This window comes from Rhizobium sp. B230/85, assembly GCF_019355735.1.
Lineage (GTDB): Bacteria > Pseudomonadota > Alphaproteobacteria > Rhizobiales > Rhizobiaceae > Rhizobium > Rhizobium rhododendri.
In genome coordinates this window covers 635,515-649,946 of record NZ_CP072157.1, presented here as the reverse complement: position 1 = coordinate 649,946, position 14,432 = coordinate 635,515, and the positions used below count along the sequence as shown (strand labels likewise).

Genomic DNA, 14,432 nt, shown 5'->3' with positions numbered 1-14,432 from the left:
AGTTGGGATCCTATCGATGCAGTCACTGGCGTTGTATTGTCGCCCTAGTGCGAGATTGATTTTTTCTTGCTACCTGTCAGTTCTGGGATTGATTGCGTTTGTAATGCCACGTGTGCAAGCCGAGCCTGATGCCTGGGCTATGACGCTTGGGCGCCTCATTCAAAAGGGAGTGGGGTGGAACGATCCGACCAGCTTCGCACTCGCAGCGCGCGACATTTACGAGACGGGTTGGATACGTATAGAAAATGTCTGGATCTTCAACCTCTGGCCGCCCGGGCTGCCGATAATTGAGGCGGCAATATTAAGTATATTCGGCAGAGAGGCTCCGCTGCTATTCATCTTGCAGGTAATTGCCGTTATCCTGCATACCTCCGTTGCTTTCACATTTTATGTTATTTTGCGCCGGTATACCAATGGCACTATTGCTTTGGTTACAGCGATCCTCCCGTTTGTTTTTCCGGTGACACAGGCCTACCTCCTGCAGCCAACCGGTGTTGCTTTCGGTGAGACGTTTGCTGTTGGCTTCTTTTTCCTAGGCATGTTGGCGAGCGTTGACGCGATTAGCAGACCTAATTACACTCGCGCGATGATAGCAGGCATTGCGCTATCGCTTTCAGCTTATATCCGGTCTCAGTTCGAAGTCATCTTATCAATTCAAGCAATAGTTGCTCTGGGCCTCTTGCTATTGGCGGTAACGGGAATGTTGCGTCGCATAACCGCTCAATCCGTTAACGTGGCCAAGTTGCTATGCGTCGTCATAATCGTTTTAAGCGCTCAGGGTGCTTTGTTGCCTTGGCGCATACACAATCTTCTCCAACGAGGCACGGTGCAATGGGTTTCTACATCCGCCATTACAGCTAGGAACTCTGTAATGTCAGATGCCGATCTCATAGCGATCGGCGGAGGCTTCGTGGTCCTCGGTGGCGGCAATGTCGCCTGTAAGGTAGCACCGCAAACCTGTGGAAACTTAGATCATGCGCAGTCTCTTTTCTACGAGACTTTTATTCAGAACCCTGTCGAGTGGCTATCTTACAAAGCTAGCTTAATGCCGAAATATTGGTTTGCACCTATTGGCAGTTGGGTCTTTGTCCAACATGAGGCAAGTTTATCCGATATGATTTATAATTCGATTCTTGCAATTACAATTTGTATCGCATTTGTAATGACGTGGACCTCTAAATCTCTGCGGCACCACGAAACATGGATTGCGATCGCATTATTCAATATTACATTATTTTTTTCATACGGCGCGATCGCCGTGTTTGTCCAATTCGAGGCTCGCTACCTCTATTTTCCAAAGGTGATCGGAATAACGCTTTTCTTGCTCGAGATCGCCGTTCTGACTTCGAATTGGTCTATCAAAAAAAGTGAACCCAACAACGGTATGGCTAGAGGCTAGGTATGGTACAGCGACAAGGACCGCAATCTGTCCATCCGTCGGCACAAATTCATAGCGATTCTCTATTTGATGCAACCGTCGATATCGGAGCGTTCACGGTAGTGGGTGCCGGTGTCTCACTCGGAACGTTTTGCTGTGTTGGTTCTCATTGTGACCTTGGTGACTGGCGGCAGGACATAACCGATAAAGATCTAACAAAGATCCAAATAGGCAACGGTGTGAAAATCGGCGCGCGCGTGAGTATTCACGGAGCCGTTGAGATTGGCGATGATGTCTCCATCGGTAACAGTGTTACTTTAAGGGGCCCACTTCAGATCGGCGATCGGACAGAGATTTTTGACGGGGCAGTGATCGGCGCTATCGGCCAATTCCCCGGACGGGAGGCAACTGGAGGCAAGATAGTTGTTAGTGCGGATGTCACCATTCGCGAATATGTGGTAATCAACCAACCGGTTGAGAGCACAGTGACGAAGATTGGACGTCATGCGTACGTGATGGCAAGGTCACAAATCGACCATGATTGCCAACTTGGAGACTATGTGAAACTGGCTACGGGTGTAACTTTAGGTGGTAGCGTCAAAATCGACGACTATGCCTATCTCGGGATGAATTGCGTTGTCCATCAGGGTATCAAAGTGGGAGCCCATACAATGCTTGGCATGAACTGTGCGATCCTTAAGAACGTGCCGCCGTTTGCAGTGATCATCGGTTCTAGTTTCGCAAAGATAAACGCTATTGGCCTTTCCAGACGTGATTTCACAAGCGACTCAATTAATATGATCGAAAGGTTCTACGCAACGTCCGGTTTTCTTAATCTTGGAAAACCAGTAAATTCTTTAGAAAAGGATCTCCGAACGATTTACAATTTCTATTTAAATAACAACGGAAAGCCAATATACTCGCCGGTGTTTTTGACCAAGTGAATTTGAGGTTGTCAATGGTTAGGATGCATTGTTACAGCAAGCCAAGACAAACGGAAATAGAGTTTAAACTTATGCAGATGGCGGTTAATTTAGATTAGCCGTATTGCGTGTCCGTACTTGCTCGCCCTACGCCTCGTCATCACTCTAATATCACCTGGTTAGCGTTTGCTCGTGCTTGATCTTAACCATCAAGCTGCCAATTTTCATCGTCTCTGCCTAGCTGGGCAATCGTAGTCGGTATGAACCGGCCATTCTCGAGAGGCAAAAGGGTATGCTACAATCAAGCGAATGCTTTAATTTTGATCATCTTGGTCGTCTAGAAGCAGAGGCAATTCACATATTTAGAGAAGTTGCAGCCAATTTCGCTCGACCTGTCATGCTGTATTCCGCAGGCAAGGATTCGTCGGTAATGCTGCACCTCGCGAGAAAAGCATTCTACCCAGCGAAGCCGCCGTTTCCCTTCTTACATATCGATACGACCTGGAAGTTTCAGGAGATGATTGCCTTTCGCGACCGGACTTTTAAGGAACTTGGGCTCAAACTCCTAATTCATATAAATCCGGAGGGTATAGCTCAAAATATAAACCCGTTCACGCACGGCTCAGACACCCATACACATGTCATGAAAACGCTGGCTCTGCGGCAAGCGCTTGAAATCTACAAATTCGATGCAGCCTTTGGGGGCGCGCGCCGCGACGAGGAAAAATCTCGGGCAAAAGAGCGTATATTCTCGTTTCGCAACAGCCAGCATGCATGGGATCCGAAAAACCAGCGTCCCGAGATGTGGAAGACCTATAACACCCGTATCACTCCTGGAGAATCGATACGCATCTTTCCGCTGTCAAACTGGACAGAGATAGACGTTTGGCAGTATCTGTTGGCTGAGGACATCCCCATCGTTCCACTGTATTTTGCAAGCAAACGGCCAATCGTGGAGCGCAACGGAATGTTGGTTATGGTCGACGATGATCGTATGCCGCTTCGCGCAGGAGAACAGGTGGAGGAAAAGGTTGTCCGGTTCAGGACGTTGGGTTGCTATCCTCTTACCGGGGCCATCGAGTCTGCTGCCACGACGAAAGAGGCAATCATTTCCGAAACGCTCCTCGCTCGGACCTCAGAGCGGGAGGGTCGCCTTATCGACAAGGACGGGTCCGGCTCGATGGAAAAGAAAAAGAAGGAAGGGTACTTTTGATGGCTGTCATTCAGCAAGACCATCCGTCTTCTTCGGCATTTGACGACTTTGAACATCGGCGGACAAAGTCGTTTTTGCGCTTCCTCACGTGTGGCTCTGTCGATGACGGCAAGTCTACGTTAATCGGGCGTCTCCTTTACGACTCAAGTCATATATTCGAGGACCAACTCACGACACTCGAGCAGGACAGCGTTAAACATGGAGCCACAGGTAGTGAACTCGACTTCGCCCTTCTCCTCGATGGCCTTGAAGCGGAGCGCGAACAAGGCATTACGATTGATGTGGCCTACCGCTTCTTTGATACGAAGAAGCGCAAGTTTATCGTAGCAGATACACCAGGGCACGAAGAATATACGCGCAATATGGCGACTGGCGCATCGACGGCAGATTTAGCCGTTCTGCTTGTAGACGCACGTCGAGGTGTTTTGTCGCAAACCAGGCGCCATTCAGTAATTGCGTCACTTCTCGGAATCCGTCACGTGATTTTGGCGGTTAACAAGATCGACCTCGTCGACTACGACGAAAGAATCTTTAACGAGATTGCATCGGACTATGATAACTTTGCGAAAGATCTTGATTTCATCACGACCGTCCCAATTCCAATATCCGCTCGATTTGGTGACAATGTTATCCATCACTCAACGAAAATGCCGTGGTACAGCGGCCCAACGTTGCTCGAACAACTAGAGAACGTGCCAGTTGACGATATAGATGTCGATAACCCTTTCCGCTTTCCTGTTCAGTATGTATCGCGGACTGATCTAGACTTCCGCGGCTTTGCAGGACAAGTCGCTTCCGGCAAGATTGCAGTCGGCGACCCTATCGTCGTCGCTAACTCAGGCAAGCTCTCGCGGGTAAAGGAAATCGTCAGCATGGATGGGTCGCTCATAGAAGCTCGCGAAGGCCAGGCTGTTACCATTGTGCTAGCTGACCACCTTGATGTGTCTCGTGGCAACATACTGGCTAAACCAGAGTCACCACCGCAAGTAGGCGATCAATTCCAAGCTCACATTATCTGGTTTGACCGGGAGCCTTTAATTCCGGGACGAAGGTATATACTGCGGACGGAATGCGACGGCGTCACAGCCAGTATTACTAACCTCAAGTATAAAATTGACATCCATAACTTAGGGCATATTGCAGCCAATACGCTCGCCTTGAACGAATTTGGTGTTTGCACTCTTGCTCTTCAGTCGCCAATAGCTTTCGATACATTTCGTAGCAACCGCATGACCGGTAACTTCATCCTTATCGACCGTTATACAAATGCGACGGTAGGCGCAGGCATGATTGATTTTGCGTTGAGCCGCGCGCAGAATATCCATTGGCAGGCGTTGGAAGTAAGCAAGAGCTCGCGCGCTGCTCTGCTGAACCAAAAACCGGCAGTTCTATGGCTCACAGGGCTGTCCGGATCTGGGAAATCGACCATCGCGAATAATCTGGAAAGGTTGCTGCATGCAGGTGGGAGGCACACAATTCTGCTTGACGGCGACAACGTACGCCATGGTCTAAATCGCGATCTTGGCTTCACTAATGCCGATCGGGTCGAAAACATCCGGCGGATGGCAGAAGTCGCAAAACTAATGGTCGATGCTGGCTTAATCGTTATAGTTTCTATGATATCCCCTTTCCGTTCTGAAAGGCAGTTCGCTCGCGAATTGATGGAACCCGGAGAGTTTGTCGAAGTGTTCATCGACACCCCGTTGGAGGACTGTATTCGGCGCGACCCCAAAGGATTGTACAAGAGAGCCCTGGCAGGAGATATCCGTAATTTTACTGGCGTCGATTCACCTTATGAGGCACCTGAAGCCCCGGACCTTCGTTTACTCACTGTCGGCACCGAACCCGAGATCTTAGCCATAAAGATCCAAGAGTATCTTGAAAAACGGAAGTGACCCTATAAATACAGCACTATTAAAACCCGAAGTCAGCGGCCTTCAGAGGATTAATGCATCGCTACAGTCATGCCTTAGCCTGATATTCCCAGTGCGCCATTATCCCAGAAAAGATACTTTGTACTCTATTCAACTCTTCTGGAGTAAGCGATATGGTGCCTTCTCCAGCACTATCGCTGCTAAATGCACGACCATAGCCCTGTGACTCGAACGCCCCAGTGCGCGCAAGCCATTCTGGCGAGCTGGATTTGGCTAAGTCGACGGGATTTCCCAGAAAATCGGAAACAGCGTCAAGGGATTGTCCCAAGATAAGATCCTCATACCGAACCACAAGCTTTGATAGCGTGCATTCGTTTTGACTAATAGATCGGATGCCATCGTAGCACCGATAAACCATCATAATATCGGATTCCATATCCCAGTCCGCGCCCGCTTTTTTACGAACACGCTTCATCGACGCCATAACGTCGGCGGGATGCCTCACGATAGCTAAGCAGACGGTTTTTGCATCCAACAAGTCAGCAGCACGTGGGAAACAGGCACTAAGCAAAGGGTCTTTAAGCACCAACGGCCGATCGCCACCAGAACCCATAACGGACAAAACCTTTTCCACGAGACTACTGTAAAGGCGAACGGCGCTTCCTTCATCTTTGAAGAAATAGTTGAAACGAACCGGATCGGGGTATGTCGTTACCCTATCATACAACGAAAAAATGTCTGTGAGATAGTTGCACTCCGGCATGAATTCAGCACCTAAGCTCGAACATACAACTCCTTGGAGTGCGGTCGTACCAGATCGAGGTGGCCCAATTATCAAAACTTTCTTCAAAACAACGCACCATATAAAAAGATTCTTCGCCTTATGGCATATCAGCAAAAGAGCCATAGCGCCATAACCAACGGTAGGCAGCCATCGTCTCGCTCGAAAGACCGTCTCCGTCGCTGGTGTAGGTCTGTCCGACGGTCGCAGAATTGAATGTCGGGATGACTCCGGTGATTTAAGCGGCTGAAAAATGGTGGTGGCAAGAAATAACAAGTTGCGGAAATGGATCGTGTCCCGCCGGGTGGTGTAGGTTGTGGAGGGTAGCAAAGGCGAGTGCCCGCGCGCTTCCATAGCGCTGTAGCGGGTGATCGGCTTTGCGGGCGGCCACCAGTGTTTTCCGTTAGGGTCGGGTTGTTGAAGACCAACCTGACGGAAAGATCACCGATGACCAAAGACATGATGGACGTGCGCTCGCTTGTTGAGAAGAGCGCGGATGCAGATTTATTGCGTGAGATGATCGGTTTTGCCGCCGAGCGGCTCATGGAGCTGGAGGTCGGCTCAGCCACAGGTGCCGATTTCGGCGACAAGAACCCGTTGCGGCTTGCTCAGCGCAACGGCTACCGTGACCGTGATTGGGAAACCCGAGCTGGGACCGTGGAGCTTCGCATTCCGAAGCTGCGCAAGGGCAGCTACTTTCCGAGCTTCCTCGAACCCCGCCGCATGGCAGAGAAGGCTCTGACGGCGGTCATCCAGGAAGCTTATATCCAGGGCATCTCGACCCGTTCAGTTGACGACCTGGTCAAGGCCATGGGGATGAGTGGCATATCCAAAAGCCAGGTGAGCCGTCTCTGCGAAGAAATCGACGTTAAGGTGAAAGCGTTCCTCGACAGACCGATCGAAGGCGACTGGCCATATCTATGGGTCGATGCGACCTACCTCAAAGTCCGACGCGGCGGACGGGTTGTCTCTGTCGCTGTCATCATCGCCGTCGGCGTCAACAGTGATGGCCGGCGCGAGGTCCTGGGTATGGAGGTTGGCACGTCAGAAGCCGAACCGATCTGGACGGAATTTCTGCGCAAGTTGAAACGCCGAGGATTGCGCGGCGTCAAGCTTGTCATCTCCGATGCCCATGAAGGTCTCAAAGCGGCCGTGACCAAGGTTCTCAATGCCACCTGGCAGAGGTGCCGGGTTCACTTTATGCGGAACGTCTTGGCGCATGCCGGAAAGAGCGGTCGGCGGGTCGTCTCCGCCTTCATCGCAACGGCCTTTGCCCAGGAAACACCGGAGGCGGCCAGCGCTCAATGGCGTAGTGTCGCCGACCAGATCAGGCCGAAAGTGCCAAAACTTGCCACCATCATGGACGATGCCGAAGACGATGTTCTGGCCTACATGACCTTCCCGAGAGAGCACCGGGCAAAGCTACACTCGACCAATCCGATCGAGCGTCTCAACGGCGAAATCAAGCGCCGCACTGATGTGGTCGGTATCTTTCCCAACGACGAGGCAATCGTCCGTCTTGTCGGGGCGCTGCTGCTCGAACAGAACGATGAATGGGCCGTGCAGCGCGCCCGGTACATGACCCTTGAGACCATGGCCCAAATGAGCGATGATCCCCAAATCAGTTTGCCAGCAGTGGCTCGCTGATATCCCCTCCGACCTCAGTCGGAAAGCACGGCAATCAGCCGCGACCTACACCACGTCCAGGGGCACGATCGCGGAAATGGCCCCAATCGTTCGCCGATCCTCGCCTAGGCGACTCGACGACGAGCTGTGGTGCTTTCCCACCGGCCCTTTCCGCCTATTCTGTCGGAATCCGCCTTCTTTCGGTTAATCGGTTTCTCCGGCACCACGCTCCGGTGATTTTTCGGGAGAGATGCCGTTAAAGCTCCCTTGCTGTTGAAAACGGTCTTAGAAAGATGGTACGTGACCTCTCAAATAGATTTAAGGAAACGCGCTGCCGTGACACTCCAATCAAATGATTCACACAACGGAAAAGTCGACGTTTCCCTCCATAGTATTGCACTTCCGCGGATGCGTTATTCTAAAGATGTCGCCAAAGCGATCGCCATAGACATTGGCAGCGGGTCGGTATTGTTGATAGGTCGTGGGCGCGGACTGCTTGTTCAGGAGTTGAAAAAACTCGGCATCCGAGTATTCGCGATTGACATAGACTCGCACGATGCCCGTGACACTTCCGATCTGGCTGTTTCGAACAAAACGCTGGACAGGTCGATCGAAACTGCAACCGCAATTGATGCTATCAGTTCTTTATCCGACAAGATACTGGTTTGCTGGGATGGAGAATGCATTGACTGTCTGAACCAGACATCACTTTCGTCGCTAATTCATTTGCTCTCCGAGTTTGCCAGCCGTGGATTCGTCCCGCAGCAGAGCTACACTCCGGACTTTACGGTTGGCTCGCTGGCCTTGCTGGAACGTCGTCAAGACGTGATAACCGAAAATAAGCAATTTGGCTTCGCTGACCTGCTGGCCGAGCGCATTCAGGCGTGCTTCCATCTACTTGGCATTAATGAAGAACACTACGCAAGTCTCCACGCGCTGAAGACAGAATACGAAAATCGAATTGTTGGCGCGGAGCGACAACTCTCCCAATCGCTGGAGATGCAGGAGCAGATCCGAGCATCAGTCAAGGAACTACAGAACTCGACAAGCTGGCGTGTAACTGCTCCGTACCGCTATTTGGGTGCGCAGATCGTGCATATCAGGAAATTTTTGCGGATTGCTAGGATACTCGCAAAAAGCCGCGGAGGGTATTCGGCTTTGATAAAGGCCGCCGTTTCCATCCTCTCTAAAGATGGACTGCGTGGCGTCATAAGGGCATGGCGATCAGCCAATATCACCTCGATTTCAGGGAGTGGCTCAGGCAGCAACTATTCGAAATGGCTCGAAACGTACGGGATACTAGGCGACGAGGCGCGCCAGAGGATCAGATATGAAATTGGACAGTGGCGTAACCCGCCGCTGATATCGATCATAATGCCGGTTTATAATCCCGAACTTTCCTGGCTTGAGGATGCGATTGAATCAGTGCGCGGGCAGCTCTATACCAACTGGGAGCTATGCATTGCGGACGATGGCTCAACGAGCGAGGGCGTTAAAGAGGTCCTTGAGGCTTACCATGCCCGAGACAAGCGCATCAAGGTTACATATCGGACAGTAAACGGGCACATTTCCGAAGCCTCCAATTCAGCACTGGCGCTTGCGACTGGCGAGTGGATGACGCTTCTTGACCAGGACGATCTCCTGACTGAGGATGCACTCTATTATGTCTCAAGAACGTTAGTTGCAAATCCGGATCTCGATCTCGTCTATTCCGACGAGGACAAGATTGAGGACGGGCACCGGTTCGATCCGTACTTCAAGCCGGACTGGAATGTCGAGTTGCTGCGTTCGCATAACATGGTCTGCCACCTAAGCACCTTCAGGATTGAGCGAGTTAGGGCAATCGGTGCATTCCGCAAGGGCTTCGAAGGCTCTCAGGACTACGATCTCGTGCTGCGGTTTTCCGAAGGTCTCGGCTCCGATCGCATAGCGCATATACCACGCGTTCTTTATCACTGGCGAGTGCATTCAAACAGCACCGCGCAGGAGAGTGGCAACAAGAGTTACGCCGCCGTTGCCGGCCAGAAGGCGCTCGCTGAACATCTTGACCGCCTGGGCGTGGATGCCACGGTGGAGACCCTTGAGACGGGGATGTATCGCACCCGTTACCACCTTCCACAACAGCTGCCACTGGCGAGCCTTATCATCCCTACTCGCAATGGACTCGATCTGGTCCAACAATGCGTGACGTCCATCCTGCAGGCGACCAGCTACCCAGCATATGAAATCATCATCGTCGACAACAATTCAGACGATCCAGCGACGCTCGCCTATTTCCGCGACATAGCGACAAACCCACATATCCGCGTTGAGCGAGACGAGCGGCCGTTCAATTATTCTGCCCTCAATAATCGGGCGGTTGAGATGTCCAACGGTGACTACGTTGTGCTGATCAATAACGATATAGAGGTCATCAGCCCGGACTGGTTGAGCGAAATGATGAGTCTGGCAATGCAAGATGGTGTTGGGGCCGTCGGCGCACGTCTGTGGTATCCGGATGATACGCTGCAGCATGGCGGCGTGATCATAGGCCTTGGTGGTGTGGCCGGCCATTCGCATAAACAGCTGAAGCGGGGATTGCCTGGCTATTTCCGTCGCGCGGAATTGCCGCAGGATTTAAGTGCCGTCACTGCGGCCTGCCTTGTCATCAGGAAGTCAATATTCGAGGAGGTTGGCGGTCTCAACGAGGTCGATCTGAAGATCGCCTTCAACGATGTGGACTTCTGTCTAAAGGTCAAGGAGGCGGGTTACCGCAACGTCTGGACACCCTACGCTGACCTCTATCATCATGAATCGGCAACCCGCGGCCTTGATGACACTCCGGAGAAGGTCGAACGGTTCCGACAGGAGATCGCTTATATGCACGCGCGCTGGGAAACGCATCGGCGGCCGGATCCGGCCTACAGTCCCAACCTTACGCTGAATTACGAGGATTTTTCGCTCGCCTGGCCGCCGCGCAACGACGAGGGACCTAAGCTTGCCTCTTGAGGCCTGGCGTGCCTTGTTTTTGAACCGCTTGTCGACTAATCCTCCCTCCCAGTATTGCCGGCGACGGCACCAATAGCATTTGCACGAAAGACAATGATGCTCAGCCAAAGAAATTATTTGAGGGCCGCCCTGGCTGATCTCTGGCAGGGCGTGGAGCGCCGGGAGCTCTGGCTGTACCTTGGATGGCGCGACGTCAAACGTCTTTATAACCGTTCGGTGCTTGGACCTTTCTGGCTGACGCTTTCCATGGGCATCATGGTGATGGGCCTAGGCCTGCTCTATTCTCAGATCATGAAGGTCGATGTGGCGCATTATCTGCCGAATCTTGCGATCGGGCTGATCACCTGGGGGCTGATCAGCGGCGTCATTATCGGTGCATGCAACATTTTCAGCGCGGCCGGGGGCTCGCTCCGGCAAATTCGTATGCCACTCAGCATCCATATCTACCAGTTCGTCTGGAGCCAGGTCCTGACCTTTGCGCACAATTTCATCATCTATTTCATCATCATTGCTGTGTTCAGAATTAATCCCGGCTGGTCGGCGCTGCTGTTCGTTCCGGCGGTCTTACTGATTCTCCTCAATGGCGTGTTCATTTCCCTGATCCTAGGCCCGCTGTGCGCCCGCTTCCGCGACATCCCGATGATCATTGCCAGCATCATGCAACTTGCCTTCTTCATGACACCGATCATCTGGAGCGCACAAACGCTAGAGGGACGTGGGCTCGTATTGAACGCCAATCCGTTCTATCATTTCATCGAAATTACCCGCGATCCTCTGCTCGGTGGCACCGGCACCCTGATGAACTGGGGGGCCTGCATCGGTATCACCATAGCGCTCGGCATCGCCGGTATCACATTCTTCTCGCGCTACCGCGCGCGCGTCGTGTACTGGAGCTGAGCATCATGGCTAGTATTTCCCTTCACAACGTTGTGGTCGACATCCCGATCTATCAGCCGGCAAACCGCTCCCTCAAGAACAACCTGCTGGCTTCTGTTACCGGCGGCCAGATCAGGCCGAAACAGGGCACCAACAGCATTGTCATCCGGGCGATTGACGACATGACGCTTGATATCGATCATGGCGCCCGTGTCGGACTGATCGGTCACAACGGTGCAGGCAAGTCGACCATCCTTCGTGTCATGGCCGGCATCTATGAGCCGACCGCAGGCAGTGTCCGGGTGGAAGGTGACGTGGCGTCGATGTTCGATATTGGCTTTGGCATGGACCCGGAGGCGTCCGGCTGGGAAAACATCATCCTGCGCGGTATGTATCTCGGGTACTCCAAACAGGATATCATTGCCGCCTCGCCGGAAATCGGCGCGATGACGGGCTTGGGCGAGTTCCTGGACATGCCTCTGCGGACTTACAGCGCCGGGATGTCCACTCGCCTGGCCTTTGCCGTTTCAACCTCTATCCAGCCGGATATTCTTCTTATCGATGAGGGTATCGGGGCAGGTGACGCGGCCTTTTTGGCGCAGGCCAAGGAACGCATGCGCACTTTTATCGGATCAGCTGGCATCCTTGTCCTCGCCTCCCATTCGAACGAACTCATCCGGGAATGGTGTTCGGAGGGTCTGTGGCTGGAGCACGGACGCGTGCGGATGCGCGGCCCCGTTGACGACGTATTGGCGGCTTACACGGCATCCGTCGGGCACTGATCACACACCTCTTCTGGCAAGCCTGCGCGACTGAATTTGGATCAATTAAATGCGGTCGTTGATGGCTGGCAATCATGAGCCGCAGGAGAGGCAATTGTCCGCAGGCGACTCAACGGGCAGTGGTGGGCAGCGAGTAGGCTGTGTCATCGTGACCTATCGGCCGCACCATGAGCCGTTGTTGAGGCAGCTGGCCGCCATTCACATGCAAGTCGGCACCATCGTTCTGGTCGACAACGGCGATGGTTTGTCGCTTCCGACGTTTCCGGAAGAGTACGGTCTGGAGGTCATCTGCCTTGGCGCGAACGATGGCATTGCACGGGCTCAAAATGTCGGAATACAAAGGCTATGCGAACGGGGTGCAACCCACATACTGCTACTTGATCAGGACAGCCTGCCGGCGGCCGACATGGTGGCCTGTCTTCTGGAAGGCCTGACCCAATTGCAGCAGGCGGGGATCGCGGTTGCGGCGGTCGGGCCGCAGTACAGCGATCCTCGTCAAGGCGCCCATTCGCCTTTTGTCTACCGGGAGGGGTTGGCGCTCAAAGAGCGTTCGCCTCACGAAACCCATTCTTCGGCGGTGTCGGCAGACTTCCTGATTGCTTCGGGTTGCCTTATCCCCGTAGCCGTTCTGGGCGCTGTCGGCGCCATGGACGAAAGTTTGTTCATAGACTACGTCGATATCGAATGGGGCCTTCGCGCGCAGCAGCTAGGGTATCCCAGTTACGGGATACCGGCAGCGCAGATGGAGCATAGTCTCGGTGACGACTGGATCGTCCACAGAGGGCGGCGGTTCCCGGTTCATAGCCCGCTGCGGCACTATTACTATACACGCAACTCAATCCTGCTGGCCCGCCGTCCCTGGATCGGCTGGCCCTGGCGGTTTATCCTCCTTCGGCGCATGGCAAAGCAACTCGTCTTCTTCAGTGTCTTCGTCCACGGCAAACGGCTGGAAAACGCTTGGATGATGACACGTGGTGTCTTACACGGGGTCCTAGGACGCAGCGGAAAATTATGAGTAACACACCTTCACGGGCGATCACCATTGACCCAGCAGACTGACAAGCCAGCCGAATTCACGATTTTCGTGCATGTCTTCTATGCCGAGGTCTGGGAAGAAATGCGCCTGGAAATCGCAGGTGCCGTCCGGCAGCCTTTTGGTCTCGTCGTCACGCGGCCGCCCGGCATAGGCGCGGTGACCATTCCGGATACACCATTTCTGATCTTTTCCCGCCAGATCGAACTCGAAAACCGCGGGCGCGACATCCTGCCTTTCCTACGCGCGCTCCGCCATCCGGACCTGCCGCAGACGGATATCGGCTTGAAACTGCATACGAAGCGCTCACCGCATCGCTCAGACGGGGCCGACTGGCGGCGCTTCATGTGCCGCTCGCTCTTGGAAACAGACGGGCAGGGCGCGTCTCTTGGGCATAGATTGCTGGCGCAAGAGAAACGGATCGCTCTTGTTGCTCCGCACGCGCATCTCATGGCGCTCGATGGCCGTACGTCGATCAACGACGGCATCATGTCAGGCATGCTCGCCAGCCTTTTCGGCCGGGATATGGCGGTCGATGTCACAGCGACCCGTTTCGCTGCCGGATCGATGTTTTGGTTCCAGCGCTCGCCGCTGACGCCGCTACTTACGGACGATATTGAAGCTCAGTTCGCCGCCGAACACGGGCAGTTGGACGGAACAGCGGCACATGCGCTCGAACGACTGTTTTCCGCTATCGTCGTGCGTCAGGGTTTCCTGTCCTGCGCTATGGAAAATGCCGTGCCTGTCCTCGAGGCGCAGTCATCGACGCTCTCGACTGCGCAGCTGGCTGACCTCATTGACCGGACCTTGATCCGCGAAAACCCGTTCTCGCTCCCTATTCGGGATTTCTGGCGTAAAAATCCCCGTCTCCTGAAAGTGGCGCATGCTATCTACGCTCGCCTGCCCAAGGGCATCATACGCGTTCTTCGCAAAGCAATTCAGCGCTAACAGCACCCGC

At 53.4% G+C, this 14,432-nt stretch carries 11 protein-coding genes; 10 read left to right on the top strand and 1 reads right to left on the bottom strand.

What is annotated here, in order from left to right:
- Positions 1–16 precede the first annotated feature (16 nt).
- The 4 genes from J5289_RS21045 (at position 17) to cysN (ending at position 5,409) form a co-directional block, all read left to right on the top strand.
- Positions 17–1,399, top strand: a complete 1,383-nt coding sequence (locus J5289_RS21045; protein ID WP_209207997.1) for a hypothetical protein — start codon at positions 17–19, stop codon at positions 1,397–1,399.
- A gap of 2 nt (positions 1,400–1,401) precedes the next feature.
- Complete coding sequence (locus J5289_RS21040; protein ID WP_209207998.1) at positions 1,402–2,322, top strand: hypothetical protein; 921 nt, start codon at positions 1,402–1,404, stop codon at positions 2,320–2,322.
- Positions 2,323–2,593: 271 nt separating this feature from the next.
- Entirely contained in the window at positions 2,594–3,514 is a 921-nt protein-coding gene (cysD, locus tag J5289_RS21035; protein WP_209207999.1) for a sulfate adenylyltransferase subunit CysD, read from the top strand.
- Entirely contained in the window at positions 3,514–5,409 is a 1,896-nt protein-coding gene (gene cysN, locus J5289_RS21030; protein ID WP_209208000.1) for a sulfate adenylyltransferase subunit CysN, read from the top strand. The genes cysD and cysN overlap by 1 nt, the downstream gene beginning before the upstream one ends.
- Before the next feature lie 67 nt (positions 5,410–5,476).
- Here the strand turns inward: cysN and J5289_RS21025 are convergent, their stop codons facing one another.
- On the bottom strand, positions 5,477–6,295 hold the full coding sequence (locus J5289_RS21025; protein ID WP_219276624.1) for a sulfotransferase: 819 nt from the start codon (positions 6,293–6,295) through the stop codon (positions 5,477–5,479).
- 321 nt (positions 6,296–6,616) lie between these two features.
- Between J5289_RS21025 and J5289_RS21020 the strand changes: the two genes are divergently transcribed.
- From J5289_RS21020 to J5289_RS20995, 6 genes are all read left to right on the top strand, one after another.
- Positions 6,617–7,816: an IS256 family transposase gene (locus tag J5289_RS21020; protein ID WP_209207809.1), complete on the top strand. Its 1,200-nt coding sequence runs from the start codon at positions 6,617–6,619 to the stop codon at positions 7,814–7,816.
- A 315-nt stretch (positions 7,817–8,131) separates the two neighbouring features.
- On the top strand, positions 8,132–10,783 hold the full coding sequence (locus J5289_RS21015; protein WP_209207357.1) for a glycosyltransferase: 2,652 nt from the start codon (positions 8,132–8,134) through the stop codon (positions 10,781–10,783).
- 93 nt (positions 10,784–10,876) lie between these two features.
- On the top strand, positions 10,877–11,680 hold the full coding sequence (locus J5289_RS21010) for an ABC transporter permease (protein ID WP_209207358.1): 804 nt from the start codon (positions 10,877–10,879) through the stop codon (positions 11,678–11,680).
- A 5-nt stretch (positions 11,681–11,685) separates the two neighbouring features.
- Positions 11,686–12,441 carry an ABC transporter ATP-binding protein gene (locus J5289_RS21005; protein ID WP_209207359.1) on the top strand — a complete coding sequence of 252 codons (756 nt, stop codon included), beginning with the start codon at positions 11,686–11,688 and terminating at the stop codon, positions 12,439–12,441.
- A gap of 94 nt (positions 12,442–12,535) precedes the next feature.
- Positions 12,536–13,456, top strand: a complete 921-nt coding sequence (locus J5289_RS21000) for a glycosyltransferase family 2 protein (protein ID WP_247750736.1) — start codon at positions 12,536–12,538, stop codon at positions 13,454–13,456.
- A gap of 27 nt (positions 13,457–13,483) precedes the next feature.
- The gene (locus J5289_RS20995) at positions 13,484–14,422 is read left to right on the top strand and encodes a rhamnan synthesis F family protein (RefSeq protein ID WP_209207360.1); all 939 of its coding nucleotides are present in this window, start codon (positions 13,484–13,486) and stop codon (positions 14,420–14,422) included.
- The last annotated feature ends 10 nt before the right edge of the window (positions 14,423–14,432 follow it).

Bases quoted from the DNA above. Each gene is read 5' to 3' on its own strand.
- J5289_RS21045 (WP_209207997.1), top strand. From the start codon at position 17: ATGCAGTCACTGGCGTTGTATTGTCGCCCTAGTGCGAGATTGATTTTT.
- J5289_RS21040 (WP_209207998.1), top strand. From the start codon at position 1,402: ATGGTACAGCGACAAGGACCGCAATCTGTCCATCCGTCGGCACAAATT.
- cysD (WP_209207999.1), top strand. From the start codon at position 2,594: ATGCTACAATCAAGCGAATGCTTTAATTTTGATCATCTTGGTCGTCTA.
- cysN (WP_209208000.1), top strand. From the start codon at position 3,514: ATGGCTGTCATTCAGCAAGACCATCCGTCTTCTTCGGCATTTGACGAC.
- J5289_RS21025 (WP_219276624.1), bottom strand. From the start codon at position 6,295: ATGGCTCTTTTGCTGATATGCCATAAGGCGAAGAATCTTTTTATATGG.
- J5289_RS21020 (WP_209207809.1), top strand. From the start codon at position 6,617: ATGACCAAAGACATGATGGACGTGCGCTCGCTTGTTGAGAAGAGCGCG.
- J5289_RS21010 (WP_209207358.1), top strand. From the start codon at position 10,877: ATGATGCTCAGCCAAAGAAATTATTTGAGGGCCGCCCTGGCTGATCTC.
- J5289_RS21005 (WP_209207359.1), top strand. From the start codon at position 11,686: ATGGCTAGTATTTCCCTTCACAACGTTGTGGTCGACATCCCGATCTAT.